Origin of the sequence: Pedobacter sp. MC2016-24 (assembly GCF_015223055.1) — a bacterium.
In the GTDB taxonomy this organism is placed as follows: domain Bacteria; phylum Bacteroidota; class Bacteroidia; order Sphingobacteriales; family Sphingobacteriaceae; genus Pedobacter.
Window position 1 is genome coordinate 609,053 of sequence record NZ_JADFBX010000001.1, and the last position, 25,427, is coordinate 634,479.

Genomic DNA, 25,427 nt, shown 5'->3' on the forward strand with positions numbered 1-25,427 from the left:
CCGGATAAACCAAGCTTAACCATGTTGAAATATACCTCGATAGCATTGCTGTTGTTAACCAGTGCCAGCTTTGCTCAAAAAAAACCTTTAAACCATACTGTATACGACTCCTGGGAATCTGTCGGACTCAAACAACTGTCTAATCAAGGTCAGTGGGCGGCCTATAGTGTAGTCAAACAAGAAGGTGATCCGATATTATATTTCAATAATCTGGTCAGCAACTCGAAAACGCAGGTTGCCAGAGGCAGTAATTCTCAGTTTAGCGCAGATGGGAAATATGCTATTTTCCTGATAAAGCCATTATTTAAAGAGGTAAGGTCTGCAAAAATCAAGAAGAAAAAAGCAGACGATATGCCTAAGGACTCCTTAGGTATATTGAATCTTAGCGCGATTAGCATAGCCAAAACTCCACGTGTTAAATCTTTCAAAATACCGGAAACCGGCCCCTCCCTAATGGCTTACCTTATAGATAAACATCTTGACACCGCAAAAAAAGCCAAGGTCAGTCCTGATCCGGAAAAGAAAGCAGATGACCTTGATCTGGCTGATCCCGAGCCTACTGATGGCGCGAACAAACAGGAAGGAACCGATCTCGTCTTTAAAAATCTATCAACTGGTACAGAACGTAGCTTTAAATACGTAACAGACTACGCCTTCAGCAAGAATGGTAAACAGCTCATTTTCAACAATACCGGATCTAAAAAAGATAAATCGGCAATCATGGGTGTATTTTTGTTAAATACGGAGAAAGGCACGGTAAAAACATTGGTTAAAGGAAAAGGTAATTTTAAGAATTTCACTTTCGATCAAAATAGTGAGTCTGTTGTATTTTTAGGAGAACGAAGCCCGGAAAAACAAGAGGTTAAGGAATTTAACATTTACTATAATTCACCAGCTTTAGACACCGCACAAATTCTGATAGATAAAGGAATTCGGGGTATGCCGGCAAATTGGTCCGTAAGTGGTGATGGAAATCTAATTTTTAGCAAAAATACCCGCAAGCTCTATTTCGGCATTGCCGCAATCAAAAAACCTAAAGATACGACACTTGTTGATTTTGAAAATGCGAAGCTAGACATATGGGGATACAAAGACGATTACCTGCAACCCATGCAACTGAGAAATTTAGACAGGGATTTAAAGAAGTCTTATTTAACGGCGATTGATATTTACAACAGTGATGTGAAGATTGTTCCGCTCACAGATGAGCGGCTTCCAGATGCCATGCCAGTTACAGAAGGAGATGCCGATTTTGTTTTGGCATCTACAGATTATGGTAATAGGATACAATCACAATGGACTGCCTCTTCGATTCGCGATTATTACCTGGTAGATACTAAAACTGGTTCAAGAAAAAAAATCATTGAAGGCTTATCTGGTGCAGCCTATTCCTCTCCTGCCGGAAAATACATTTTATACTACGATAAGAAAACTTCAAACTGGTTCACGTATAACATTTCTACGTCAAAAACCACTGCATTGAACAGCAGTTTGAAGGAGAAATTTGCAGATGAAGATAACGATGTACCTGATGACCCTTCGATGTACGGACTTGCAGCATGGACTGCTGATGACAAATCCGTATTGATTTATGACCGCTATGATATCTGGGAGTTTGCTCCGGATGGAAATAGTTTACCTAAAAATCTGACGAATGGTTTTGGCAGGCAAAATAAAATCACTTTCCGTTATCAAAAATTAGATCCGGAAAGCAAATTTCTGAAAAAAGAAACGATTTGGTTAAGTGCTTTCAATAATCAAACTAAGGAAAATGGCTTTTATACCAAAAATATTGGTGACAATAAGAATCCGCAGCTGGTGATCATGGATAAAGCCAAATACTCGGCATTGACCAAGGCAAAAGACGCGCATCGCTTTATTTTTGACCGTTGCGATTACAAAAACTCCCCTGATGTGTATGTAGCGGTAGATATGAAAAACCAGGTTAAATTAAGCAACACCAACCCGCAGCAAGCCGAATACAACTGGATGACAGCGGAACTCATTCATTGGACCACACCCAAAGGCTTTAATTCTGAGGGAATTATATATAAGCCTGAAGATTTTGATCCGAATAAAAAGTATCCGATGATTGTTTATTTTTATGAAAAGCTTGCTGATGGACTATACGGGTATGATGCACCGGTGCCGACGCCTTCCAGGTTAAATATTCCGTTTTTTGTAAGCAATGGGTACCTGGTGTTTACGCCAGATATCGCCTATGAAACAGGATATCCAGGTCGTTCTGCAGAAGAGTTTATCAATTCAGGTGTTGAATTTTTAAAGCAAAACCCTTGGGTTGATGGAAGTAAAATTGGCATTCAGGGACAAAGCTGGGGTGGTTATCAGGTGGCCCACTTAATTACCCGGACCAATATGTACGCCGCCGCCTGGGCTGGAGCCCCGGTAGTCAACATGACTTCTGCTTATGGCGGAATACGTTGGGAAAGCGGTATGAACAGGCAGTTTCAATATGAAAAAACCCAGAGCCGTATTGGCGCAACGCTTTGGGAAAAGCCTGAACTCTACATCGAAAACTCACCCTTATTCAAACTACCTGCCGTTTCTACACCGGTGGTTATCATGTCAAATGATGCCGATGGTGCTGTACCATGGTATCAGGGCATAGAAATGTTTAGTGGATTGAAAAGATTGGGCAAACCAGCCTGGTTGTTAAATTACAATAACGAAGCACATAATTTAATGCAGCGTCAGAACAGAAAAGACATTCAAATACGGGAACAACAGTTTTTTGACTATTACTTAAAAGGGGCAAAAGCTCCGGCCTGGATGACCAAAGGTATTCCAGCCATAGAAAAAGGTAAAACATGGGGATTTGAACTGACAGATGAAAAACCTTAATACAACTAGCTTACTGGAAAACTATGCAGCATTTGCAGAACCGGCCATAAGAAACCGGTTCTACAAACATGCAGATCTTGAGAAATTAATAGCGCATTTGCCTGCTTCTTTTAAAACTTCAATAGCAGGGTATTCTGCTGAACACAGAAGCCTGAACCTGATAACATGGGGAGATGGACCTGTCAAGGTTTTTTTATGGAGTCAGATGCACGGTGATGAGGCTACAGGAACAATGGCTTTATTTGACCTCATCAATTTCTTGTCACTAGATATCTACACTGAGCAAATTGAATTGCTGCGCAAACGCTGTTCTTTGTATATCATGCCCATGGTTAACCCGGATGGTGCAGAACGTTTTACCAGAAGAAATGCACAGCAAATTGACATCAACAGAGATTTTGTAAAGGTTGTAGCTCCCGAAACACAAGCATTGAAGAAGATTCATGCTGCAATTAAACCTGATTTTGGATTTAACCTTCACGATCAGAATACTTTATGGAGTGTTTGTGGTACAAATAAACCAGCCACGCTTTCCTACCTGGCACCTGCGTACGACAAGCAATTGTCTACCAATAGCATAAGAAAAAATGCGATGTTGGTCATTGCCGAAATGTTTAAAGTGCTTAATCCGCTATTACCCGGACAAATCGGTTTGTTTGACGATGAATATGAAGAAAGAGCCTTTGGTGATAATTTTCAAATGGCGGGGACATCAACTATACTCATCGAGGCTGGAGGTTTTAGAAATGATGAAGAAAAACAGGAAATCAGAAAATATTACTTCTTATCTATCCTGGCCGGTTTAGATGCCATCGCAACGGCTGAGTACCAGGAGTTTTCTTTAAAAGACTATATTAACATTCCCAAAAATGACAAGAAAATCTTTCACATCCTGATCCATGGGATCATACTTGAGGGCATATCGGTCAGCATCGGCTTAAATTATGAGGAAACTCCTGCACAGGATGGTTCAGCTACGCTCAAAACATATAGCATTCAGGACATAGGTGATCTGGATAAGCTTTACGCTTATGATGTCTATCAATCCGATGAATGGACCGTCATTGGAACCATCAAATTCAACGAAAATGCTAATTTTGATTTACTGGATTCGAAAAAGACAATTTTATCTTTTAAAAATGGGATATTAGCATCAAAACTTTAAATTTAACACACAAACTAAATTTCTTTTAATGGCATTAAGCAGAATCTGGTCGGCATTTATCATCGTGGCAATTGTAGTAGCTGGAGTTAAATGTTTCTTTTTTGGACAAACCGACATCTTTAACTGGATGGTTATTGGTAAAGCAGACGATGCAGCTAACCCGTTAAAATTGGATGGGATTATACAAACCTGCTGGGTATCAGTAGAACTCTGCTTAAAACTCATTGGTATTTTAGCCCTGTTTATGGGCTTAATGAGTATCGCCGAAAATGCTGGTGGTATCCGACTGCTCTCCAGGATCGTAGGACCTTTCTTTTCAAAATTATTCCCGGACATCCCAAAAGGGCACCCATCAATGGGTCATATGATCATGAACTTTTCGGCCAATTTACTTGGGTTAGATAATGCAGCAACACCATTCGGACTAAAAGCTATGGAAAGCCTTCAGGAGATTAATCCAAATAAAGATGTAGCGTCAAATGCTCAGATCATGTTTCTCTGTTTACATGCAGCAGGATTAAACCTGATACCTGTCAGTGTAATTGCTATCCGTGCTTCACAAAATGCGTCTAACCCAACCGATATATTTATCCCTTGCCTGATTGTTACTTTTGTAGGTACAATAACGGCTATGCTTATTGTTTCGTTTAAACAGAAAATCAATGTTTTACAACCAGTCATTGTCATCTGGGTATTGAGCATTTCCTTTATTATTGCACTCCTGGTATTATATATCACATCTTTAAATGCGGATGGCATCAAATCTTTTTCCGGCTTACTCAGCAACGGTTTGATCCTTCTGGTTATCCTTTTGATCGTTCTGGGTGGTCTTTATAAAAAAATAGACGTTTTCGATGCCTTTGTATCTGGCGCAAAAAATGGATATGAGACTGCCATTAAAATTATTCCTTACCTCGTTGGTATGCTTGTCGCAATATCATTACTACGTACCAGCGGCACGTTTGACGTGGTAATTACTGGTATTAAAAACTGCTTTGCTTATCTTGGCGCTGACACCAGATTTGTAGAAGGCTTACCAACTGCACTAATCCGACCATTAAGTGGTGGTGCCGCACGTGGAATGATGGTAAGTACCATGGAGACTTACGGACCGGATTCCTTCGCAAGCAGGTTATCTGGAATTTTCCAGGGTGCCTCAGACACGACTTTCTATGTGATAGCCGTTTATTTCGGATCGGTAAGTATCAAAAATACACGCTACGCCATAGGTGCGATGCTACTTGCTGATTTGGTAGGTGTATGTACAGCGATTGGCCTTGCTTACCTGTTTTTCGGCTAAGCCATTTCCTTTTCAAAAACCGTTTTAATCAACTCAATCTCCTTACCATAAATGGTGCCTTTACGGCAAGCAAAATAGAGGGTGTTTTCTATTTTGGGATTTCCTTCCCAAACCATTTTAACCTCCCCCCTTTCCATTTCTCTTTTACATAGAAAATCAGGAACAATAGCCAAGCCTCCGCCAGAGCTTAGGCAACGCACAATAGAGCTAAGATTTGGAACAATATAGTTTGGCTTAAAATCAGGGCGTTTGTTAAAATTCGCATGCCAGAAACGGATCAAATGTTCCATGTCACCAGTTGTTCCATACCATCTTTGTTGTTTCAACCATGTTTCCATCAGTTTCGGATCTGCACCGTGAAATTCTTGAAAGCCACTGATATCAGTATCCTTGCCTGCTACCAGAACAATAACTTCTTTAGAAAATGCACGGTATTCAAGATTTTTATTGCCATCCTTTTGTGGTGTAATAATGAGATCAAGAATTCCATTGTCCAGATCTGCTATCATTTGCGGATATTCACCAAATTTAATGATTACGTTAAACGGCAATTCAGGTAAATATGGCTCTAGTGTAATTTGAAAGGTTTCAAAACACATCCCAATGCTAATGGTTGGAGTATCTTTCTCCGTACTTCTATGGAAATGGTGTTCTGCTTCTTCCAGTTTTAATAGCGCTTCAAGAATGAAGTTGTAAAGGGTTTTACCGCGTTCGGTGGAAACCATTCTGCGGGAAGTTCGGTCAAATAACTTATAGCCAACATAAGATTCCAGTGAGCTTAAATGTAAACTTACCCCAGGTTGCGAAATGTATAGTGCTTCTGCCGCCCCGGTAAGCGTGCCTGTTTCATAAATCGCTTTAAATGTTCTATACCATTCCAGATTTACCATATGTATTATAATTATGATACAAAGATATGATTTATACTATTTTATTAATGAAAAATAAGACGCTAATTTTGTGGTGTATTAAGAAATACATACTGTATAAACTAAGTATAAAGATAATGAAAAACATATTTGTAATTAATGGCGGACAGGTATTTGGCCATTCCGGAGGTAAGTTTAATCAAAGTATAACTGAAGAAACGCATAAATTTTTCAGTGAACAACCAGGATTCGAGGTTCGGGTAACAGATATTAATAATCCATATGATATTCAAGAGCAGGTAACAAATTACAACTGGGCGGACGTTGTCATTTACCATACACCGGTATGGTGGTTTCAATTGCCACATGATTTTAAGAAATTCATAGATGTTGTTTTTACCGCGGGACATAACAATGGAATATACAAAAGTGATGGCAGATCCTCAGATAATCCAGGCATTAATTATGGTACAGGCGGAATGTTGCATGGAAAAAAATACATGCTGACGACTTCCTGGAATGCTCCTAAAGAAGCCTTTACTATACCAGGAGAATTTTTCAACCAAAAAAGTGTGGATGAAGGTGTGATGTTTGGCTTTCACCGGATGAATGCCTTTACAGGTATGAAACCCTTGGAAGGAATCCATTTCCATGACGTAGAAAAAAATGCTGATGTGGTCAATGACCTGAAACGTTATAAAGCGCACTTGAATAAAATATTTATTAAACAGGAAACACCGTTGGAATTAACAGTCTGATACAAGTCTTAAAAACGCAGGAAACCGCCGATAGCAGGCAGTTTCTTGCGTTTTATAAATCAGGATGTTATCGCGTCTCAGGATATCATTGTGCTAAAGAGAAACTAATCGGGATGTTATATTTCACACGTACCGCTATTCCGTTTTGAATACCTGGAATCCAGCGTGGACTGGCATTCAATACCCTAATTGCTTCTTCATCTGTACCATAGCCAAGCTTTCTTTCAACTTTGATGTCACTCAGCTTTCCATTTCTTTCGATAATGAACGATACGAAAACTTTGCCTTGTATATTAATTTCCTGGGCAGCAGCGGGGTATCTGATGGATTTAGAAAGATAAGCATAAAACTTATCCATTCCTCCCGGAAATGTAGGTTGCACTTCCAATGCACTGAATACATCGTAAACATGCGAATCTTCAGTTGCGCGTGCACCAACTGGTCCTTTACCGGTAGGCCCCTCAATCACAATCTGCCCGTCATCGGTACCTTCGACAGTTTTCGCTCCAGGATTTGAATTTTCCAACTCTTTAATAGATACAGGTTCCGGATCTCTTGGATTTTCGACAACAACCGGTGGTAAAAACTTAGTGATGTTTTGTTTAGATGGTGGCGGTTCTACAGCAGCAGGTGGTGGCGTTTCGGGATTAACCGCTGGCGGCGACTGTACGGTTACCACGCTCTGTGTAGACACTGCATCTTCTATGTCTTGACTTCCCCTTACCAATTGAATAATTTTTGGAGATAAGAACAACAAAATAAAAGCTGTACCTGCAAGCAACAGGGCTTTAGCTGTGTTTGATGAACTATCTCTTCGAAGCGTATAAGCTCCGTAATTTTTATTTTTGGCATCGAATACGACATCGAGCCATTCATTGCCAAATAAATCGATTTTTGAACCTAACATAGCTTTAAGGATTAATAGTTAATATCAGTTAATTGTTTCTTGTTTGATATACTGATGCTGCTATCCCAAGCTTTCCATAAAGACTTTAAAATTATATTTCAGAACTGGCCGGATTTACCTGTGTTACTGGTTCAGTTTTGTTTTTATACAAAAAACTAAGCAATAAAATACCAATAATTAAAGTGATAAAGCCTTGTATCAGTACAGTATCCGGTGTTCCAATCCATTGTGACACACTCCCGATTAATAACCCGCCCAATGGCTGCATACCAAAAAAGGCCATGGCATAAAAGCTAATCACACGTCCTCGCATATTTGGATCAACCGTTGTTTGAATCAGTGTATTGCTGATCGTAATCTGGGACATCATTCCGAAACCAGTAAGCGTGGCAAAGATTAAGGCTAATGGATAGTAAGTGCTGTGAGAAAACAAGACCAGGCCAATTCCAAAAATAATGGTATTGATGGCTAAAATCTTCCTCAAATTTCTACCGGGTTTTAAAGAAGCCAAAAATATGGCTCCACAAAAAGCACCCAATCCGATCACACTGTCAATGACGCCAAAAGTAGAAGCAGTTCCTTTAAAAATGTCTTTCGCATATACTGGAATCAGTGTACTATAGGGCAATACCAATAAACTAATTAAGGCAAGCATAATCAAGATGAAGAGAATAGATGGTGTTCTTTTGATGTATTGAAATCCTTCTTTTAACTCTCCCATTACGTTTTTAGTATGCTTCTTCTCGACAAATGCGGGTAAACGCATAAGCAATAAGGAACCGATTACGGCAATAAAGCTAATGGCATTTAATCCGAAACAAATATCTTCTCCAAACCTTTCTAATGCCAATCCGGCCAGTCCAGGCCCAATCAATCTGGATAGATTAACCATAGAAGAATTTAAGGCCAGAGCATTGGGCAATACTGCTTTATCATCTACCATTTCGTAGACTAGCGATTGCCTCGCAGGCACGTCAAAAGCATTAATTAAACCTAACAAAGCACTTAATGCTATAATTTCCCAAACAGAGTAATGCCTGAAAAAGATCAGGAGTGTCATCAGTACAGCCTGAATCATAGCGGCAATCTGCGTCACCAGCAACACCTTATACCTGTTATACCGATCGGACACTACCCCACCCAAAAAAGAAAATATAAATGATGGAAATAAGCTTGCAAAAAGCGTCAGACCCAGCATAAATTTAGAATGTGTCTCTGAATAAATTACCCAGCTAACCGCTGTTTTCTGCATCCATGTGCCAATTAAAGAAATAGACTGTCCGCTAAAATACAGCCTGTAATTGCGACTTTTAAATGCATTGAAGGTAGTGATATTCATAGCTGATTAAAGGTTGTAAAGCTTGTTTGCTGCATAAATTAAGCCAATAAAACAGCTTGAAGTTTTGACGATATCATAAGAATGTAAACTACACCTAAATGGATACATTTTAATCCGCTTTTAATCCCAGTTTAATTTCTTGCCTATACATTTACCCTAAAATAAATAAAGACAATTATGTTATTGGAATTCCTGAATATTGGTGGCGCGGAAATGATGTTAATTCTTGCGGTGGTATTGTTAATGTTTGGCGGCAAAAAATTACCGGAGCTGGCCCGTGGCTTAGGTAAAGGCATCAGAGAATTTAAAGATGCCTCCGAGGGTGTAAAAAGAGAGATTCACAGAAATATAAATACTATGGACCTTGACACGAAATTGAAAGAAACTGTAAAAGATGAACAGTCCGATTCAGCGAAAACACAAAATACGCATCAGCAACCAATGTAAACATAAAATTTTTCTTAAGCACATGAACTGCATCTGATCTATTTGTATTTTAGCTTCATCATGAAAAAAACTTATTGTTTACATCTGCTTTGTCTATTTGCAATTACGCTAATTACACTTTCAGCCCATGCACAAAAAAGCGAGCTGAAACTTGTATTCATCAGACATGCAGAACGGCCGGAAAATGGCGATAATTTAAGCTGCAAAGGTCTAAACCGATCTTTATCACTTCCAGCCGTGCTTTACAGAAAGTTTGGTAAACCTGGGTTACTATATGTACCCAGCGTCAAATCTTCAGCGCGAACCAAACACGCACGCATGTTTCAAACGATTAGCCCTTTTGCAATCAAATACAATTTAAAGATCAACTCAAGCTATGAGGCGGATGACGATAAAAATCTTGCCAAAGCTTTACTGAAGGAGTCGGGAACAGTGATTATTGTCTGGGAACACAACAACATCCGGTCCATCATTGAAAAACTTGGGGTGATTTCAGGGAATACCGAATGGCCTGACTCAGATTTTGACAGCATTCGAATTGTAACTTACTCAAAAGGAAGGGCTGTGATGACCAAAGATAAAGAAGCTATTTTGCCATCTTCAAATTGTAAGTTTTAGCCGCTGTATTATAAAGCAATATTTTGCATACAATCACAATATTTACAATGATCTACTAATTTATTGACATTACGGTCGTATTTTTGCTTCCGTATGAAAAAGAATATTATTATCTGCCTGTTATTTCCAGTAATAGTTTTATTGGCTTCCTGGGGTGCCGTAGGTCATCAGACTGTTGCCAGGATTGCTGAAAATCATTTGAGCACAGAAGCTCAACTGGCAGTGAGGGATTTATTGGGGAATGAAACCCTGGCAGGAATCAGTAGCTGGGCTGACCAGATTAAATCAGATCCAGATTACAGTCATACAGGGCCATATCATTTTGTGAATTTACCCACTGGCCTGGATTACAATCAATTCTCAAGTGCTATCAAAACACTTAAAAATGACAATTTATATCAGGCCTTGATTAAATATGAAAATATCCTTGCGGATCCAGATGTATCTAAACAAAAAAGGGCTGAAGCTCTTAAATTCGTAGTACATCTGGTAGGAGATGCTCATCAGCCCATGCACATCAGTCGCGCCGAAGATAAAGGCGGCAATACGATACAAGTGCAATTTGATGGTCAGGGAACAAATTTACATGCACTCTGGGATGGCAAACTCATTTCCCGTACAGGGAAGAGTTCCGAAGAACTATGCAAAATTTGGGATAACGCGAGTCCTGTACAGATTTTACAATGGCAAAAAGATCCCGCAATTAAATGGATCTACGAAAGTTATCTGCTGAGTAATAATCTTTATGCAGAAATTGAAAAAGGAAATAAAATTGGCGAAGATTACTATAATAAACACATTAGCGAAGTACAGCTACGCATTGCACAGGGAGGAATCAGATTAGCAGGATTGTTAAACCAGATTTTCAAAAATTATCAGCCTTCTTCCGGCAGTCCGGCAATAAACCTTGTTGAGGTACCCATTGCATTGCAAAACACTACTGAAGTCGCAAATTATGTGGGAAAACCGGTTAGCCTTACTGGCGTCATGTATGACTACAAAGTAGTGAATAAAAACCTGACATTACTCAATATTGGTGGACACTACCCCAACCAGATTTTAACAGTAGCTGTGCGAGATCTGCAGATCAATCCGGCTGACTGGAAGGACAAAAAAATATTTATATCAGGTACGCCGCAATTATTCAAAGGTAAAGTTGAAATTGAGGTCAGCGACCTGGCAAATATCTATTTAAAACCGGATTAATAAATAACAATCTGTACCCTTTAAATATAAAAATTCTGTATCTGTTCTAAATTTATAAAATCAGGTAGCTTCGCTCATTAGAAATATAAATATGAAAATTGTACTTAGCAAACCCGAAGATCTGGATCATTTATTTCAATTGTATGATGCTGCAACTGCCTATCAAAAAAAGGTTGGCATAAAATCATGGCAAGGCTTTGAGCGTAGTATGGTAGTCAGGGAAATTGAAGAACAGCGCCAATACAAAATTATAATCGAGGATGAAATTGCCTGTGTATTTTTAATCACAGACCATGATCCGCTCATCTGGCAGGAAAAAGATAAAGATCCTTCAGTTTATATCCATCGAATCGCTACAAATCCCAATTTCAGGGGTAAGCACTTTGTTAAGGAAATAGTAAAATGGGTGAAACAATATGCCGCTAAGCATCATAAAAAATTTATCAGGTTAGATACCGGAAGTGGAAACGAAAAGTTAAACAATTATTATCAGAACTGCGGTTTCACGTATTTGGGCGTTGTTACCTTAAGCGATATCGGAGATTTGCCTGCGCATTACAAAGATGGCTCATTCAGTCTATTCGAAATACCTTTATAACAAATTAAAACTTTGATTTCAAACCATTTCAGGTTTTATTTGTTGACATTAAAATAAAAAAAACGAACATGGGATTATTAAGAACGGCTTTGATTGGTGCTGCAGTGTACGGCATCGTTAAATATGTAACGAAAAAAGATGCAAATGGAAAATCTGTTGTGGATGACATCAAAGAAAAGGCACCTGAATGGGTGGAAAAGGCAAAAAACTTGAAAGATGAATTGAAAGTAGAGTTAGAAAAGCAAAGGTACTAATAAAAGAAAACGGGAATAATCCGAAGACTACTCCCGTTTAAATTAACGCTCTCGATACAAATGTACAACTTTTTCAATCACCTCCTACCATCGTCAATATTTTATTTTCTGTTTGACATAAATATGATAATCGCTCTCCAAATATTGGCTTATGAATATACAATCCGATCTATACGCGCTGACATTTTCGGATCATCTTTAAATCTGCTCAAATAAAATTCTTCATAATAAGCTTTAATAATAGCCGCCATAGGAGTAGCCAGCAAAGCGCCCATTAATCCGAAAGCTGCTGCCATAGCAAGGAGCAAAAACAATAAAGATACCGGATGGATATTCATGGTTGCAGAACGAAGTTTAGGCATCATGAAATCAGCTACGAGTTCATTCATGAGTAAAAAGAAAACCAAACACCAGAATGCAGTAGCCGGACTAACGGATAAAGCAACCAATACAGGTGGAATAGCCATAATGTAAAATCCTATTTTAGGAATCAATTCTGAGAAAAATGCTAGCGCTGCCCATACCAAAGCACCAGGGACACTCATCAGGGTTAAGAAGACGTAAACCAGTACGGCTTGCACCAAACCTCCAATTAAATTAGATTTCATCCAGCCCACCAGCATCACTGAAGTATGCTCTAAGGCCCTTTCGGCCTTATCTCTCCTTTCAGGTTTAAAAATGGACAAGTAAAGTTCAACAATCGGTCTAGGATTGCTGACAAAGAATACAACAATAGAGATGAAAACAATAAAAACAAATATTCCCCCTAAAATCGAAATGGAGAAATTGCTTAGTCCAACCATGGTCTTACCCAAAGATGGCATAGCATCGGTTAATGAAAGTCCTCCCTCCTGTAATTCCTTATTCAACTCAGGATATTTTCTAAAAAGCTGAGTAACATTTTCGGATAAACTATGATAGTATTGAGGTAGGTTTCCTACTAAAGTATCTATCTGTTGACTGATGTGAGGAACTACCAGAAAGCCAAGTCCACCAGTAACAAGAAATATCAATAGAAAAACGATTAAAGATGCTTTCCAGCGTTTCATTCCTTTTTTCTCAAGTTTGCTTACTGGTGCATTGATGATTAAGCCAAGCACAATCGCAAAAATCAACAGCATCACTACACTAATAATTTTGTACAGGAACCACAACAGGACAACCATTCCAAAAACATACAGAATTACTGAAGTGATTAATTTATAAAGACCGGCAAAGGATTGAGATGGCATAGGCAATATATTAGCTAAGTTCTAATAAGATTAACACCAGATCTGAAATGAATGTTTGGCCATTGAACATTTTTATGGCACTTAAAAAAACAAGCCTGTTCTTTCTATAAAAAATGAACGGAAAAATATCAAAAGAACAAACTGAATATCTTTGAAACCGGCAAATCTTATTACTTTGCTTTCCGAGAGCGTTTAAATGGGGTTCATCGCGAGATGGCCCCGTTTCTATTCAATACATGCATGGCCTGAAAATTGCTCTGATATTACATTATGGCATGGAATCCTGAAAAATACGATGAATTCAAATTGGTGCGGTTTAAACCTTTTTTTGACCTGGTTGAACTAATCCGAGACAAGTCTAATATGAAAACGCTTGATCTGGGCTGCGGTACGGGAGAGCTTACCAATATGCTAGCAGAAAGACTCCAAACCCCCACCGTAAAAGGTATAGATTCCTCAAAGGAAATGTTAGAGAAAGCTGCGCCATTTAAAAACATTACTTTTGAGCATAAGACCATTGAAGAGCAGGTTGATAACGCTGAACGCTGGGATCTTATTTTTTCTAATGCAGCGATCCAATGGGTAGATAATCACCAGACATTATTACCAAAAATAATCACTAATTTGAATAAGGGTGGCCAGCTGCTGGTGCAAATGCCTGTACAGGACGATAACCTCCTCAACCAGATTTTATTGGATCTGGTACAAGAAGAGCCTTTCTATAGCGCATTAAATGGATGGAAGAGAGTATCACCCCTGCTTAGTATGGATGAATATGCTCAGATTCTATTTGAAAACGGTGGTCAGGACATCAATATATTTATGAAAGTCTACCCCATTATAGCCAATACAACAGATGAACTTTATGAATTCATATCAGGTTCGGCACTTGTGCCCTATTTGGAAAGATTGGATACTGAAACCAAAAATCAATTAGCCCTGGTATTTAAACACAGAATAGCTTTGAAATTTAAAAAAATGCCCGCCCTTTACGCTTTTAAAAGAATCATTTTTTATGCTAGCTTTTAACATTTCAACCTGGTCTCTAAGAACTTAAAACAAACACATCGAAATTCCAAACTTAATTACCGAATTTTCTAGCTTTACCCACTTAATTTTTGTACATTTGCAGAATGTTTGGTTAAGCATGTGTTTAAGCTTCAAATCATTGAACACACGCTGATTAATTTCGATACATTACATATTGATTCCATACTAACACCCAGGAATGCTTTTAGCACTTCTGGGTGTTCTTTTATAAGCCAGGTTGATCTTGAACCTATTCCCTTCTTCTATTGGCCAATCTAACTGAAATGAGTAGCCAGACATTCAAAGGTCTTTTCGTAAACCTCAAGATCGGGTAAACCAAAACCAACTCTGATACCTACAATCCTTTCTTTGGGATTCAATTGCGGATTGTCATGGGCCACATAGATCCCCAGGGCTTCCAATTCTGGTAAAGCCCTTGACAATTCTTTTTCTTCGTGTAACTTTATCCATGCCCCTAATCCGGCAGAAGGCATGTGAAACTCCCCATATTTTTTCAGGTACTTATCGAATATCAGTTTAAGATTGGTCACTTTCTCTTTATAAAATATGCGTAGTTTTTCGATATCAGCAGCATAAGCAGTTGACTGTAAAATTTCTACAGTTTTCAGCAAGCGTTCCTCCTTCGTTAGTTGAGATCCGCAAATTTCAGGAACATTGTGTTTTTCTAAGATCGGATGGTTGTAATCCGGATTCTCATTACCAAGAATTAAAAAGTTCATAAGATGAAGCGCTTAGGTTTAATAAATATTTGAATACTAACTAAAGAAAATATCGCTGAACAAAGCCTGTTCAAATTGTTCATTAAATTGAACGGAGCCGCTGAATGACGAATAGCAATCGATACTTTAGTAATCCACAGGTAAAAACCAGGTTTTCAAATCGACTTTAAACAGGTCTTCATACCAGTAAAATGACTATTTTTTCCTAAGTTTGGCATTCACCTACCAAGAAACAAACACAAGTAAATTAGATGCTGAAACCTGTTTTTTTTGAGAACGAACAATTACTGATTCACCCCTTCCGTCCAGATGACCTGCAAAGATTTGAACAGCTAACTAATGATATTTATGCCATTCTATCCGACAACCGCACATTAAGATTCATTCCAGGAAAAAGATTACACAACCTCGAAGAAGCCGAATTATTTTTACAGACCATGATCGTAAATTATCATTCTGGCCGCAATTATATTCATTTTATAAGTGATAAGCAATTAAACAAAGTAGTTGGCATCATCGACCTGATTTCTCCGGAAGTAGCGCGCGAACATTATCATATGGATCATTATCCTTTCTTTATTGAATTCTATTTAAGTGGTCGGGCTACGGGTTGCTACATCATGACCGAGATTTTACCGCCTATTGTAGACCGGATCCTGGCACAGGGCATATCCAGTATCGGGGCAATAGTGAACCGGCATAATACTGCTGCAAAAAAAGTCTTGGAGAAGGCCCAATTTACTTATAAAGCACAATTCGACATCCATCAGGACTTCTACGAAACACGGTAGATAAGAACAGCCGTTTTAAATTTATACTGTTTGGAAGAAACCTATTGCCGTCGATTTCTTTCTTGATTCTTAAGGTGTTCAGGATATCAGTCTCGTTTAAAAATAACTTATCCTTTCCTTTTTGAATCTGTTTATTCAATTTATACCACTAAAAACTCCCGCTAAAAGACAATCCGATGGCGTGTTGCTGATAAGAAGGCAATAGGCTATAATTTTGTCCTCCTTTACCTGACAGCAAGCGTTTTAGTTTAGGGTAAAGCACATAAGCCAATTTCGTGGAGAGTATCCCAAAACCAGCACCAGCGACAACATCACTTACCCAGTGCTTATTGTTATACATTCTCAAAACACCCGTTGCAGTGGCAACAGTATAACCTGCATAACCGATCCACGGAGAAACATCCTTATACTCCTGATTTAGAAACTCGGCTGTAGCAAAAGCATTGGCCGTATGTCCGGACGGGAAAGACTTGAAGTCAGCCTGATCTGGACGTTCCCGTCCTACAGCATGCTTAATCGAAAATACTGTTCCGCTCATGATCACTTCGGATAGCACCAACAAACCAGTAGCATCTGCGAGCGAGTGTTTGCCTTTTAAACCAGCCAAATGGAGGGCATATACCGCCGCTGCGGGTGCAAATTGAGTATAGTTATCCAAATGGGCAGCAAATGCAGGATGATCTTCCTGTAATTCATTGCGTGTCGTAAAATCCAGGTTTCGAACTAAATTGTCGCCTAGAGAGACTATACCATAACCGACAAATACAGCAGGAACAATAAAAGCTTTAAACTTCGGATGATAATCCGTATCGCTATTGAGAACCATATTTTTCTTGAATAGTTCCTGACTTGTATTACTTAGGCTGTCTTGCTGCTGTGCAAGACAAAAAAAAGGATTACATAGTGACCAACAGATCGCCATAAATGTGAATGATAGCTTCATCGTAGTAAATTTATGACGAATCTAAGGCTAAATTATGTAGGAATTCTGTTGCTGCCTTTTTTATACATTCACACCTTCATTAAAGCGGATAAAGGATTGCATAAACACTTCATAGTCTTCCTGAGTAATAAGCAATGCAGTTTGATAAAGATTTACTGCTTCACCGCGTTCGTCAAATGATTCGAAAATCAGTTTCATAGCATTGCTTCCTTTCTGAAAATTTTCATGAAAGGGAATTACGCGGATGGATCGATAAATGGGAAGTGTTCTTACGGGCAATTTAATAAGGCCATATGACAATTGATAACTTAAAGTCTTTTTTCTAAGTGTAAAAGTCTCAGAACCATGAAGGTTCCATAAAGTATACCTTAAAAACAGAAATTCAAAAGCTACAATAAACAATACAATTACACCGATGCCACCTAAGGTAAACAAAACGATGATAGCCACTAACAAAATATTTAATGCATACAATAGAATTTTTGAAGCCAATGAGGCGCGTACCGTTATCCCTGCCGACAAACTTTCGCCTTCGTAATTCATCTTAAAATTGCCTGCCTTCATTACTTACGATCTAAAAAAATAATTCTGCGGTAAAGCTAACAAAATCCTTGCATAATGAGTTACTGAACTTTAATCACGTCTATTTACAGGTACTTTTGATATATCGCGCTTTGGATAAAACTTCCGTAAAAATGTCGTTCTTCCAGCTTCAAATAATTAAATTGCTCAAAATTAGATTTGGTATCTGGTAGCGCAGAAGCTTCCACAATTTTAAGTAATTTAAAGAAAGCATACATGGACTTGAGAAGGAACTGTTTCCACCATTTCCCACCCTGCCGCTCCAGGTTAAAATCTGTAAACAACCATAAGCCCGATGTTCTTAACATTCCATTTAGTTTAACCCAAATCAAATCTGCACGTTGTTGCGAAAAGTTATCAAAAAGGAAGGGTGTGCAAATGATATCAAATCGCTCCAATGCGCTGAAATCTTCAATACCTTCGTTTACGAACACAACCTCATTGGCACCACAATCCCTCGCCATGGATAATTCAATCATTTTTAATGAGATCTCCAAATAAACAATACTTAAACCACTGGAATGTATTTTTGTGATCTCTTCCAATATCCAGCCCGTTCCACCACCAACAATGAGTATATGACTATGTTTAGCAATGCGCTTTAGCGCGTAGGTTTGTGCGTTTACCTGCGACTTAAAAAACACCGCACGACTTAAAAAATCGTAATATTTCGCTATGTTATCGTAGTTATTCAGCATTTGAGATCAGGCTATGAATTGCATGGCGGTGATGCCACAAATGGCTTTAAACAAAATTAAACCGTCAATAACCACCAGATAATAAAGAATTTTTTTACGCCGTCGCATGGAATAAGCCAAGTAAATGGTCAGTATGAATGGCAACAGGTTTATTAAAAAAGGAATCGTACCGAAGCCTTTATAACTCACAAATATATATAGTGATACCATGCCAACCAGCAATAATGGAATCAGCAAGTAAAAGATTGTTTTTCTTAAGCCCAATCTCACAACAAATGTTTTTAAGTGTTTATTTGCATCGGTAGGATAATCTTTAATATCAAAAATAATGGCGTTAACGGTACAAAACATCCAGTTCTTGACAAACAGCCAGGACCACATCAATTCATCATAATGCACAACAACACCCTCTATCTTAAGCATAATCAAGGGCAAAATGTTGGCACAACAAGCCCATACAAAACCAATAAGGATCGGCTTTAACCAACCAATATTTCTTAAATTGAGTCCTTTTAACGACTTAGGCAACAAACCATAATATAAGGCTCCCGCCACTACAAAAATGAAAATTGCAAGCCATTCTGTGATAGAAAGCTGTAAAATCCGTTCGAAATTATGATAGAGCAGTTTCAATGCTAGTCCAATACACAATACTAGGAGTACAATCTGGCTTACCTTTATAAAATGCCTATGCTGATAATACCAGGTACTTCTGGGATTATTTGCCAGCGGCTTTCCCAAAATTTGATGGTAAGCGTAAGTATAATAAATGATCGGAGCGAGAAACAACAACAAATAGTAGTCAATTGAATTATAAGGCAATCTCAACTGTTTGGTCGATTCCAAAGTAAGCGCTACTGCAAGCAGGCCAACAAAGTAATTTCCAAAAAAAATAAATCTTAATATTTTACCATCCATGAATGCACATTGAGTATTACAAACTTAGCCAATGTCGCATATAATTTTAAGCTTTCACCATTTTGCGGTGCTTTTTTAGCTCCATAAAACTTGTTCGTCGGTATAATAGGTCATCATCCCGGCTTTGGATCTGGTTTTGATGACGCGGCCAGTTGGACTCTTCTCCTTTCCCGGATTATGAATCAGAAGAAAATCATGCATTTCAGCAGCAACTTGCTCAGTACTCAGCTTTTTAATTTGCTTGATGGCGTCTAATAACACATATTTAATTGTTTTTTGTAATTTCTTGATTTGGTTTGCCGGGATTTTACCGGCAATTGAAAAAGGTGAAATCTCGGCATACCAAAGAATTTCATCTGCATAAGCATGACCAATGCCACGGATTATTTTTTGATCCAGCAATACCTTTTTAATCTGTTTTTTGTTATCCAGAAGCATACTGCTTAAATATTCAAAAGTCATTTCTTTACTCAAGGCGTCCGGAACAGTCGCCTGTATTGGATTCAACTTAAATACCGACAGATCTTTAGGATCTGTTACAGCAAGCACATCGCCACCTTTAAAATACAAATTGATCAGGTTGACCGCTGTGACATCGCTACTTCTCAGTACATTTATTTTTCCAGAAGACATGAGGTCTACCGTTAAAACTGCATGATTTTTAAACTGAAGTGAAATCGCTAAACCATTTCGCGTCAAACTCTTTAACTCCTGCCCTTCCAAATTCACTTTCAGTTCAGCCAAAGCAACATTTAAAGATTTTGCTAATTTAATTTCAACCTGCTCCAGTACTTTATTCCTAAATCGTTTGTCCAGGTTTTCAGCAAAAATTTCTAAATCGGGTAACTCAGGCATAAATAAGAATCAGATATTTGGTAATCGTCTTGATAAAGATACACAGCCTTCGATCTTCATGCTTCATTTTTAGGTAATTCAGTATTGATCTAAATCAATTTAATAAAATCAAGCACCCATGGGATAATTGTCTTCTGATTAGGGAGAATGGATTTGAAATGTTAATTTCGCAGCAAATCTCCTTACAATACTCATGAAAACTCCGCCATTAAATCTCATTGAATTATTTAACAGTACAGTTGCGGGTTTATATGCAGCAGACAAAAAATACCTTAAATGCTATGAGACAATAGCAAAAACGGCCATGTCAGCTGAATTGAGCCATACACTTTCCCCGGAACAAACCAATCTGGAAAGCCACATGAGTAAACTGAGCCTACTAATCGATTTACAAGGGCTTAAAACCTCACGTATTACCCAGGTTCTGGATGACCAGCTGTATACTGAAGCCATGGATTGTTGTGGTTTTGCAAAACAAAAATCCATACTGAAGGACATTCAGCTGTTACACTGTGCACAACAGATCCTGCAAAGTAAAATAATCCGTCTTGAATCCCTTTACTTGACTGCTAAAGAGCTTAAAAAAGAACAGGCTGTAAACTTGATCCATGAGATTAAAGCCGACCATAAACAAACTTATTCAGAACTGCTAGAGATAGCCCAGCATAAGCTTTACCCTCTCGCACATCAAATTTAAACTAAGCTTGAGCCGATTTCCTCCTAAATCCTTCAAATTCAACTATGAGCAGTTCAGACGAAACTATAGTTCACCAGAATAAAACTTTCACCAGTATCAATTACGCAGAAAAGCAACTAAAAAACCGTGAATTTGTCAATTGTGAATTTGTAAGTTGCGACTTTTCCAAAAGTGATTTAAGCTACAACGACTTTGTAGACTGTCATTTTAAACAATGTAATCTTTCATTAACAGTAGTAACAGGCGCGGGTTTCAGGGACGTCAGCTTTACGGGTTGTAAAGTATTGGGTATTGACTTTTCAAAGTGTAACAAATTCATGTTTTCCTTTCATTTTGAAAACAGCCAACTTGACTACTCCACATTCTATGGCACAAAACTTAGAAAAACAAAATTTATCGCTTGTTCATTAAAAGAAACAGACTTTGAAGAAGCAGATTTGACAGCTGGTGTGTTTCAAAACTGCGACTTATCCGGAGCTACTTTTAATCGTACCATCTTAGAAAAAACTGATTTTAGAACCTCCAGAAACTTTAATTTCGACCCCGCATTGAATAAAGTAAAGCAAGCTAAATTCTCAGCATACAACCTGGCAGGATTACTCTACCATTTCAAACTGGACATTACCGACGAGATAGTAGACTAATTACTTTTTACTTGTCATTGGTATGCGAAGCTGTATGAGCAACAGACCAGCACCTATAATGATTAATTGATATTCCATTTTTTAAGTGTTTATAGCATAACCCTCAAATCGGAATTTTGTTTTAAGCAATTGACAAAAGTAAAATTACTTAACGGCGTAATAACTCATATAAAGTAAGATGCCCTTTATGGCATCTTACTTTTAGCATTGATGCACCACAAAAGTTCGTCAATAAACGCTTTAGCCCTTTTATCTGTCCCAGCCTGATCTGAAGGTATGCCCTCTTCATCAAACGCATCCTGAACTTTTGGGACCGGAAACATGGCAGGAACTGTCCAGGCACCAATTTTCCACAACGAGAACTGCAATGAGGTAATTACTTGTGTGCCACCGAAAGGTCCGCCCGAATTGGTCGAGATGGCAACAGGTTTTCTCTTCCATTCATCATAAAGTAAATCAATAACGTTTTTTAAACTGGAAGGATAACCTCCATTATATTCTGGAGTAACGATAAGCACCCCGTCAGCATTTTTAATTTTTTCTGCAAATTCCAACATTAAGGCTGTTGGTTGATCAAAAAAGCGCAGGCGTTCTTCAAATAAAGGAAAGTTATACGCCTTCAAATCCAATAGTTCAACTGAAGCAAGCGCCTTATTTTCTATAAAATTTTTAAAATACAAAGCGGTTCTGTGGCTATTTCTACCTTTTCGTATGCTGGATGATATGATGACAATATGTGGCATAGTTTTGTTACGATTAGAAATTAAAGGTAAACGTTTCCTTATCTTTAACAAAATCATTTGCTCATGGCACATGAATAAATTATATACCGATGAAAAATGAAAAGGACCTTAAACTGGCTGTACTGATTGACGCAGACAATGTTCCATATGCAAATGTCAAAGAGATGTTTGAAGAAATAGCCAAATATGGCACGCCGACGTTCAAAAGAATTTATGCAGACTGGACAAAGCCAACCGTATCCGGCTGGAAAAAAGTACTACTTGAAAATGCCATTACCCCGATTCAACAGTATAGTTACACCAGTGGTAAAAATGCGAGCGATAGTGCTTTGATTATTGATGCAATGGACATCTTATATACTGGCAAAGTAGATGGATTTTGTATTGTGTCCAGCGACAGTGATTTTACCCGGCTGGCCACCCGACTTCGGGAAGCCGGAATGAAAGTAATCGGTATTGGAGAAAAGAAAACACTTCCACCCTTCATTACAGCCTGCGACAAATTCATTTACATCGAAATCCTGAAGCCAAAAACACAGCCTATGGAAGATAACAACGCAATACAGACAAATACCAGCACCAAAACTCAGGAAAACCAACCCTTGAATAAAGTTGATCCAGCAATCATCAGGTTATTCTCTGACAGTATCAGTGATTTGGCTGATGAAGATGGCTGGGCTTATCTTGGCGACCTGGGCAGTTTGATGATGAAAAAAAAGCCGGACTTTGACTCCAGAAACTATGGCTTTTCTAAATTACTGCCATTAATTAAAAGCATTAACCGATTTGAAGTGGATGAGCGGGAAAGTGGAAAAGGAAACGGCAAACACATTTACATCAGGAAACTCAACCCCACAACAGCCAAGCCTACTGTTAAAAAGGCAAGCAACAGAAAGAAAATATCCACCAAACATAACTCATAAGCACCTGATTAAAACAGCATGTTAGCTTTACTTCGACAACCCTGGCCCTGGTATACTTCAGGTGCAGCCATTGCATTAATTATGGTCTTATTACTTAGTTTCGGAAAATCCTTCGGATTCTCCTCCAACTTAAGAACTTTATGTACCCTTGCAGGTGCTGGAAAACGGATCAGCTTTTTTGATTTTGACTGGAGAACGCAAAAATGGAATTTACTGTTTCTCATCGGTTCTGTAATAGGTGGGGTTATTGCATCAACCCTACTTAAAAATGATGTGCCTTTAGTCCTATCGCAATCCACTATAGACGACATCTCAAAACTCAACATTAAATTTGACGGAAAAATGAATCCTGATCAGCTTTTTGGTCTGGAAGTTTTCAGTTCTCCAAAAGGCTTGCTTATTTTGCTGGTTGGGGGATTGCTGGTTGGTTTTGGCTCGCGTTATGCAGGTGGCTGTACTTCAGGTCATGCCATTAGCGGTTTATCAAACTTACAACTGCCCTCGCTCATTGCTGTCATTGGCTTCTTTATTGGCGGGTTGATCATGACCCATTTTTTACTACCCCTGATCTTCTAAAACATGAAAGGATTAAAATTTATATTCACAGGCATATTTTTTGGAATTGTAATGGCTAAATCCGAAGCCATTTCCTGGTACAGAATCCAGGAAATGTTCCGTTTTCAGTCTTTTCACATGTATGGCATCATCGGCACCGCTCTGGTATTGGGGGTTATAGCCGTTTATCTCATTAAGAAATTAAAGATAAAGGATGTATCAGGACAAGCAATTACACTCCAGAGCAAAGAGATGTCCTGGCGGAAATACCTCATCGGCGGATCAGTTTTTGGCTTAGGCTGGGCATTAACAGGCTCTTGTCCGGGCCCAATGTTTGTAAACATCGGTTACGGATATTTATCGATGTTGGTTGTGGTTCTTGGTGCAGTAGTTGGCACCTATTTATATGGAATTCTAAAAAACAAACTTCCACATTAAAACATAAACCCACTAATCCTCAATAAATTAACGGTCAGACAAGAGTTTCCTTGGCCGTTTGCTTTTGAACTGTTCTGTAGCACCTGAAGTAGACCGGGTACCATCTGCGGGAAAACGATTATCCTTAAATGAACGTGGTTTCTCTTCTCTTTTCTCGTCGGCAAATTTAACCGTAATTTTTCTTCCACCTATTACCCGTCCGTTTAATGCTTCAATTGCGCGTTCTGCTCCTTGTTGATCTACCATTTCTACAAAACCAAATCCTTTATGCTTACGCGTGAACTTATCGGTTATCAATTGCACACTATGAACCATGCCCTGAATGGCGAACATTTCAATCAGGTCAGAATCCTGAATGTCCAGTGGATATCCCACTACAAATAACTTAATCATGAATTTTATTTAGAATGCCCCTAATTTACATCTTTTATGCCAATTTCTGAGCAAAAAAATCAATTGTCCGCTTCCAGGCCAGTTCGGCTGCTGCTTTATCATATCTAGGCGTAGTGTCGTTGTGAAAACCATGATTCACACCTTCGTAAATAAATCCCTCGTATTTCTTGCCATTTGCTTTTAAAGCAGCTTCGTAAGCTGGCCAGCCTGCCGTGATCCTGGTATCCAGTGATGCATAATGCAACATCAATGGCGCATTTATTTTAGGCACATCAATAAGCGCAGGCTGGGCGCCATAAAAAGGTACCGATGCAGCCAACCCCGGAATCCTAACGGCCATCATATTGGCAATGCCACCACCAAAACAAAAGCCAACAACCCCTACCTTACCATTACAATCTTTGTGGTTTTTCAGATATTCATACGCAGCAATAAAATCTTCTTCCATTTCTCCTTTGTCTCTCTTGCTTTGCAGTTCACGTCCCTGATCATCATTACCGGGGTACCCGCCAAGGGGAGTCAGCGCGTCTGGAGCAAGGGAAACAAATCCTGCAAGTGCCGCTCTTCTGGCCACATCTTCTATATAGGGATTAAGACCCCTGTTTTCATGAACTACAATAATTCCACCAAGCTTATTTTTAACATCTACAGGTTTAGACAATAAAGCTTTTATCGTCTTACCACCCTTTGGAGACGAATAATTGATATACTCCGATTTTAATCCAGGATCGTCAGGCTTAACCTGAACATTCCCCTGGTAATCAGGCATCAAAAAACTCATCAGTGCAGGCACCGTCAAACCACCAACGGCGTAAATTGATAGTTTCTGAACAAATGACCGCCGGTCAAGCCGATCATGTGCATAATCATCGTATAAGTCAAACACTTCTTGCTTGATGTCATTCTTGTTGATCGAGCTCATA

General features: G+C 38.7%; 29 protein-coding genes. 16 read left to right on the plus strand and 13 right to left on the minus strand.

The window, feature by feature from the left end; genetic code table 11:
- The first annotated feature begins 21 nt into the window (after nt 1-21).
- Genes IM797_RS02800 through IM797_RS02810 form a run of 3 tightly spaced genes read left to right on the plus strand, consistent with a single transcriptional unit; the run spans nt 22 to nt 5,327 of the window.
- Nucleotides 22-2,862 (plus strand): S9 family peptidase, encoded by a 2,841-nt coding sequence (locus IM797_RS02800; RefSeq protein WP_194125561.1) that lies wholly within the window; start codon nt 22-24, stop codon nt 2,860-2,862.
- Entirely contained in the window at nt 2,849-4,027 is a 1,179-nt protein-coding gene (locus tag IM797_RS02805; RefSeq protein ID WP_194125562.1) for a M14 family zinc carboxypeptidase, read from the plus strand. Before IM797_RS02800 ends, IM797_RS02805 begins: the two co-directional genes overlap by 14 nt.
- A 28-nt stretch (nt 4,028-4,055) precedes the next feature.
- Complete coding sequence (locus tag IM797_RS02810) at nt 4,056-5,327, plus strand: nucleoside recognition domain-containing protein (RefSeq protein WP_194125563.1); 1,272 nt, start codon at nt 4,056-4,058, stop codon at nt 5,325-5,327.
- Here IM797_RS02810 and IM797_RS02815 read toward each other — a convergent pair.
- Entirely contained in the window at nt 5,324-6,217 is an 894-nt protein-coding gene (locus tag IM797_RS02815; protein ID WP_194125564.1) for a LysR family transcriptional regulator, read from the minus strand. The two genes, IM797_RS02810 and IM797_RS02815, sit on opposite strands and share 4 nt — an antisense overlap.
- Before the next feature lie 116 nt (nt 6,218-6,333).
- On the opposite strand from IM797_RS02815, the gene IM797_RS02820 reads away from it, so the two are divergent.
- Nucleotides 6,334-6,954 carry an NAD(P)H-dependent oxidoreductase gene (locus tag IM797_RS02820; protein WP_194125565.1) on the plus strand — a complete coding sequence of 207 codons (621 nt, stop codon included), beginning with the start codon at nt 6,334-6,336 and terminating at the stop codon, nt 6,952-6,954.
- 85 nt (nt 6,955-7,039) lie between these two features.
- Here the strand turns inward: IM797_RS02820 and IM797_RS02825 are convergent, their stop codons facing one another.
- The gene (locus IM797_RS02825) at nt 7,040-7,861 is read right to left on the minus strand and encodes an energy transducer TonB (RefSeq protein WP_194125566.1); all 822 of its coding nucleotides are present in this window, start codon (nt 7,859-7,861) and stop codon (nt 7,040-7,042) included.
- 91 nt (nt 7,862-7,952) lie between these two features.
- Nucleotides 7,953-9,200, minus strand: a complete 1,248-nt coding sequence (locus IM797_RS02830) for an MFS transporter (RefSeq protein WP_194125567.1) — start codon at nt 9,198-9,200, stop codon at nt 7,953-7,955.
- Nucleotides 9,201-9,377: 177 nt separating this feature from the next.
- Between IM797_RS02830 and tatA the strand changes: the two genes are divergently transcribed.
- The 5 genes from tatA to IM797_RS02855 all read left to right on the plus strand — a co-directional run bounded on the left by tatA (nt 9,378) and on the right by IM797_RS02855 (nt 12,323).
- Nucleotides 9,378-9,647 (plus strand): twin-arginine translocase TatA/TatE family subunit, encoded by a 270-nt coding sequence (tatA, locus tag IM797_RS02835; protein WP_228098688.1) that lies wholly within the window; start codon nt 9,378-9,380, stop codon nt 9,645-9,647.
- Nucleotides 9,648-9,707: 60 nt separating this feature from the next.
- Nucleotides 9,708-10,265 (plus strand): histidine phosphatase family protein, encoded by a 558-nt coding sequence (locus IM797_RS02840; RefSeq protein ID WP_194125568.1) that lies wholly within the window; start codon nt 9,708-9,710, stop codon nt 10,263-10,265.
- 93 nt (nt 10,266-10,358) lie between these two features.
- Nucleotides 10,359-11,471: a S1/P1 nuclease gene (locus IM797_RS02845; protein WP_194125569.1), complete on the plus strand. Its 1,113-nt coding sequence runs from the start codon at nt 10,359-10,361 to the stop codon at nt 11,469-11,471.
- 91 nt (nt 11,472-11,562) lie between these two features.
- Nucleotides 11,563-12,069 carry an N-acetyltransferase gene (locus IM797_RS02850; RefSeq protein WP_194125570.1) on the plus strand — a complete coding sequence of 169 codons (507 nt, stop codon included), beginning with the start codon at nt 11,563-11,565 and terminating at the stop codon, nt 12,067-12,069.
- A 68-nt stretch (nt 12,070-12,137) separates the two neighbouring features.
- Entirely contained in the window at nt 12,138-12,323 is a 186-nt protein-coding gene (locus IM797_RS02855; protein ID WP_194125571.1) for a YtxH domain-containing protein, read from the plus strand.
- A gap of 149 nt (nt 12,324-12,472) precedes the next feature.
- On the opposite strand, the gene IM797_RS02860 is transcribed toward IM797_RS02855, so the two are convergent.
- On the minus strand, nt 12,473-13,555 hold the full coding sequence (locus tag IM797_RS02860) for an AI-2E family transporter (protein WP_194125572.1): 1,083 nt from the start codon (nt 13,553-13,555) through the stop codon (nt 12,473-12,475).
- Between the two features lie 270 nt (nt 13,556-13,825).
- Between IM797_RS02860 and IM797_RS02865 the strand changes: the two genes are divergently transcribed.
- On the plus strand, nt 13,826-14,584 hold the full coding sequence (locus IM797_RS02865; RefSeq protein WP_194125573.1) for a methyltransferase domain-containing protein: 759 nt from the start codon (nt 13,826-13,828) through the stop codon (nt 14,582-14,584).
- A 275-nt stretch (nt 14,585-14,859) separates the two neighbouring features.
- Here the strand turns inward: IM797_RS02865 and IM797_RS02870 are convergent, their stop codons facing one another.
- Nucleotides 14,860-15,324 (minus strand): hypothetical protein, encoded by a 465-nt coding sequence (locus tag IM797_RS02870; RefSeq protein WP_194125574.1) that lies wholly within the window; start codon nt 15,322-15,324, stop codon nt 14,860-14,862.
- 251 nt (nt 15,325-15,575) lie between these two features.
- Between IM797_RS02870 and IM797_RS02875 the strand changes: the two genes are divergently transcribed.
- Nucleotides 15,576-16,115, plus strand: a complete 540-nt coding sequence (locus tag IM797_RS02875; RefSeq protein WP_194125575.1) for a GNAT family N-acetyltransferase — start codon at nt 15,576-15,578, stop codon at nt 16,113-16,115.
- Between the two features lie 148 nt (nt 16,116-16,263).
- Here the strand turns inward: IM797_RS02875 and IM797_RS02880 are convergent, their stop codons facing one another.
- From IM797_RS02880 to IM797_RS02900, 5 genes are all read right to left on the minus strand, one after another.
- On the minus strand, nt 16,264-17,058 hold the full coding sequence (locus tag IM797_RS02880) for a phosphatase PAP2 family protein (RefSeq protein WP_228098689.1): 795 nt from the start codon (nt 17,056-17,058) through the stop codon (nt 16,264-16,266).
- Between the two features lie 60 nt (nt 17,059-17,118).
- Nucleotides 17,119-17,622, minus strand: coding sequence for a hypothetical protein (locus IM797_RS02885; RefSeq protein ID WP_194125576.1), 504 nt, complete (start codon nt 17,620-17,622; stop codon nt 17,119-17,121).
- 83 nt (nt 17,623-17,705) lie between these two features.
- Nucleotides 17,706-18,338 carry a bifunctional 2-polyprenyl-6-hydroxyphenol methylase/3-demethylubiquinol 3-O-methyltransferase UbiG gene (locus IM797_RS02890; RefSeq protein ID WP_194125577.1) on the minus strand — a complete coding sequence of 211 codons (633 nt, stop codon included), beginning with the start codon at nt 18,336-18,338 and terminating at the stop codon, nt 17,706-17,708.
- 6 nt (nt 18,339-18,344) lie between these two features.
- Nucleotides 18,345-19,256: a UbiA family prenyltransferase gene (locus tag IM797_RS02895; RefSeq protein WP_194125578.1), complete on the minus strand. Its 912-nt coding sequence runs from the start codon at nt 19,254-19,256 to the stop codon at nt 18,345-18,347.
- 75 nt (nt 19,257-19,331) lie between these two features.
- Nucleotides 19,332-20,111 carry a DNA-formamidopyrimidine glycosylase family protein gene (locus IM797_RS02900; RefSeq protein WP_194125579.1) on the minus strand — a complete coding sequence of 260 codons (780 nt, stop codon included), beginning with the start codon at nt 20,109-20,111 and terminating at the stop codon, nt 19,332-19,334.
- Nucleotides 20,112-20,304: 193 nt separating this feature from the next.
- On the opposite strand from IM797_RS02900, the gene IM797_RS02905 reads away from it, so the two are divergent.
- Nucleotides 20,305-20,808: a DUF892 family protein gene (locus IM797_RS02905; RefSeq protein ID WP_194125580.1), complete on the plus strand. Its 504-nt coding sequence runs from the start codon at nt 20,305-20,307 to the stop codon at nt 20,806-20,808.
- A 44-nt stretch (nt 20,809-20,852) separates the two neighbouring features.
- On the plus strand, nt 20,853-21,452 hold the full coding sequence (locus IM797_RS02910) for a pentapeptide repeat-containing protein (RefSeq protein ID WP_194125581.1): 600 nt from the start codon (nt 20,853-20,855) through the stop codon (nt 21,450-21,452).
- Between the two features lie 185 nt (nt 21,453-21,637).
- Here IM797_RS02910 and IM797_RS02915 read toward each other — a convergent pair whose 3' ends face one another.
- A complete protein-coding gene (locus IM797_RS02915) occupies nt 21,638-22,195 on the minus strand; it encodes an NADPH-dependent FMN reductase (protein WP_194125582.1) in 558 nt (185 codons plus the stop codon).
- An 89-nt stretch (nt 22,196-22,284) separates the two neighbouring features.
- Here IM797_RS02915 and IM797_RS02920 point away from each other — a divergent pair, with 89 nt between their 5' ends.
- The 3 genes from IM797_RS02920 to IM797_RS02930 are packed head-to-tail and all read left to right on the plus strand — an operon-like array spanning nt 22,285 to nt 24,111.
- Nucleotides 22,285-23,118: an NYN domain-containing protein gene (locus IM797_RS02920; RefSeq protein WP_194125583.1), complete on the plus strand. Its 834-nt coding sequence runs from the start codon at nt 22,285-22,287 to the stop codon at nt 23,116-23,118.
- Between the two features lie 18 nt (nt 23,119-23,136).
- Nucleotides 23,137-23,694, plus strand: coding sequence for a YeeE/YedE family protein (locus IM797_RS02925; RefSeq protein WP_194125584.1), 558 nt, complete (start codon nt 23,137-23,139; stop codon nt 23,692-23,694).
- 3 nt (nt 23,695-23,697) lie between these two features.
- Nucleotides 23,698-24,111, plus strand: a complete 414-nt coding sequence (locus IM797_RS02930; RefSeq protein WP_194125585.1) for a DUF6691 family protein — start codon at nt 23,698-23,700, stop codon at nt 24,109-24,111.
- A 27-nt stretch (nt 24,112-24,138) separates the two neighbouring features.
- On the opposite strand, the gene IM797_RS02935 is transcribed toward IM797_RS02930, so the two are convergent.
- Complete coding sequence (locus IM797_RS02935) at nt 24,139-24,504, minus strand: RNA-binding protein (RefSeq protein WP_194125586.1); 366 nt, start codon at nt 24,502-24,504, stop codon at nt 24,139-24,141.
- A 34-nt stretch (nt 24,505-24,538) separates the two neighbouring features.
- Nucleotides 24,539-25,426, minus strand: a complete 888-nt coding sequence (locus IM797_RS02940; RefSeq protein ID WP_194125587.1) for a dienelactone hydrolase family protein — start codon at nt 25,424-25,426, stop codon at nt 24,539-24,541.
- Nucleotide 25,427 lies beyond the last annotated feature (1 nt).

Excerpts from the sequence above, each read along its gene's own strand:
- IM797_RS02800 (WP_194125561.1), top strand. The coding sequence starts at position 22 with ATGTTGAAATATACCTCGATAGCATTGCTGTTGTTAACCAGTGCCAGC.
- IM797_RS02805 (WP_194125562.1), top strand. The coding sequence starts at position 2,849 with ATGAAAAACCTTAATACAACTAGCTTACTGGAAAACTATGCAGCATTT.
- IM797_RS02810 (WP_194125563.1), top strand. The coding sequence starts at position 4,056 with ATGGCATTAAGCAGAATCTGGTCGGCATTTATCATCGTGGCAATTGTA.
- IM797_RS02815 (WP_194125564.1), bottom strand. The coding sequence starts at position 6,217 with ATGGTAAATCTGGAATGGTATAGAACATTTAAAGCGATTTATGAAACA.
- IM797_RS02820 (WP_194125565.1), top strand. The coding sequence starts at position 6,334 with ATGAAAAACATATTTGTAATTAATGGCGGACAGGTATTTGGCCATTCC.
- IM797_RS02825 (WP_194125566.1), bottom strand. The coding sequence starts at position 7,861 with ATGTTAGGTTCAAAAATCGATTTATTTGGCAATGAATGGCTCGATGTC.
- IM797_RS02830 (WP_194125567.1), bottom strand. The coding sequence starts at position 9,200 with ATGAATATCACTACCTTCAATGCATTTAAAAGTCGCAATTACAGGCTG.
- tatA (WP_228098688.1), top strand. The coding sequence starts at position 9,378 with ATGTTATTGGAATTCCTGAATATTGGTGGCGCGGAAATGATGTTAATT.
- IM797_RS02840 (WP_194125568.1), top strand. The coding sequence starts at position 9,708 with ATGAAAAAAACTTATTGTTTACATCTGCTTTGTCTATTTGCAATTACG.
- IM797_RS02845 (WP_194125569.1), top strand. The coding sequence starts at position 10,359 with ATGAAAAAGAATATTATTATCTGCCTGTTATTTCCAGTAATAGTTTTA.
- IM797_RS02850 (WP_194125570.1), top strand. The coding sequence starts at position 11,563 with ATGAAAATTGTACTTAGCAAACCCGAAGATCTGGATCATTTATTTCAA.
- IM797_RS02855 (WP_194125571.1), top strand. The coding sequence starts at position 12,138 with ATGGGATTATTAAGAACGGCTTTGATTGGTGCTGCAGTGTACGGCATC.
- IM797_RS02860 (WP_194125572.1), bottom strand. The coding sequence starts at position 13,555 with ATGCCATCTCAATCCTTTGCCGGTCTTTATAAATTAATCACTTCAGTA.
- IM797_RS02865 (WP_194125573.1), top strand. The coding sequence starts at position 13,826 with ATGGCATGGAATCCTGAAAAATACGATGAATTCAAATTGGTGCGGTTT.
- IM797_RS02870 (WP_194125574.1), bottom strand. The coding sequence starts at position 15,324 with ATGAACTTTTTAATTCTTGGTAATGAGAATCCGGATTACAACCATCCG.
- IM797_RS02875 (WP_194125575.1), top strand. The coding sequence starts at position 15,576 with ATGCTGAAACCTGTTTTTTTTGAGAACGAACAATTACTGATTCACCCC.
- IM797_RS02880 (WP_228098689.1), bottom strand. The coding sequence starts at position 17,058 with ATGAAGCTATCATTCACATTTATGGCGATCTGTTGGTCACTATGTAAT.
- IM797_RS02885 (WP_194125576.1), bottom strand. The coding sequence starts at position 17,622 with ATGAAGGCAGGCAATTTTAAGATGAATTACGAAGGCGAAAGTTTGTCG.
- IM797_RS02890 (WP_194125577.1), bottom strand. The coding sequence starts at position 18,338 with ATGCTGAATAACTACGATAACATAGCGAAATATTACGATTTTTTAAGT.
- IM797_RS02895 (WP_194125578.1), bottom strand. The coding sequence starts at position 19,256 with ATGGATGGTAAAATATTAAGATTTATTTTTTTTGGAAATTACTTTGTT.
- IM797_RS02900 (WP_194125579.1), bottom strand. The coding sequence starts at position 20,111 with ATGCCTGAGTTACCCGATTTAGAAATTTTTGCTGAAAACCTGGACAAA.
- IM797_RS02905 (WP_194125580.1), top strand. The coding sequence starts at position 20,305 with ATGAAAACTCCGCCATTAAATCTCATTGAATTATTTAACAGTACAGTT.
- IM797_RS02910 (WP_194125581.1), top strand. The coding sequence starts at position 20,853 with ATGAGCAGTTCAGACGAAACTATAGTTCACCAGAATAAAACTTTCACC.
- IM797_RS02915 (WP_194125582.1), bottom strand. The coding sequence starts at position 22,195 with ATGCCACATATTGTCATCATATCATCCAGCATACGAAAAGGTAGAAAT.
- IM797_RS02920 (WP_194125583.1), top strand. The coding sequence starts at position 22,285 with ATGAAAAATGAAAAGGACCTTAAACTGGCTGTACTGATTGACGCAGAC.
- IM797_RS02925 (WP_194125584.1), top strand. The coding sequence starts at position 23,137 with ATGTTAGCTTTACTTCGACAACCCTGGCCCTGGTATACTTCAGGTGCA.
- IM797_RS02930 (WP_194125585.1), top strand. The coding sequence starts at position 23,698 with ATGAAAGGATTAAAATTTATATTCACAGGCATATTTTTTGGAATTGTA.
- IM797_RS02935 (WP_194125586.1), bottom strand. The coding sequence starts at position 24,504 with ATGATTAAGTTATTTGTAGTGGGATATCCACTGGACATTCAGGATTCT.
- IM797_RS02940 (WP_194125587.1), bottom strand. The coding sequence starts at position 25,426 with ATGAGCTCGATCAACAAGAATGACATCAAGCAAGAAGTGTTTGACTTA.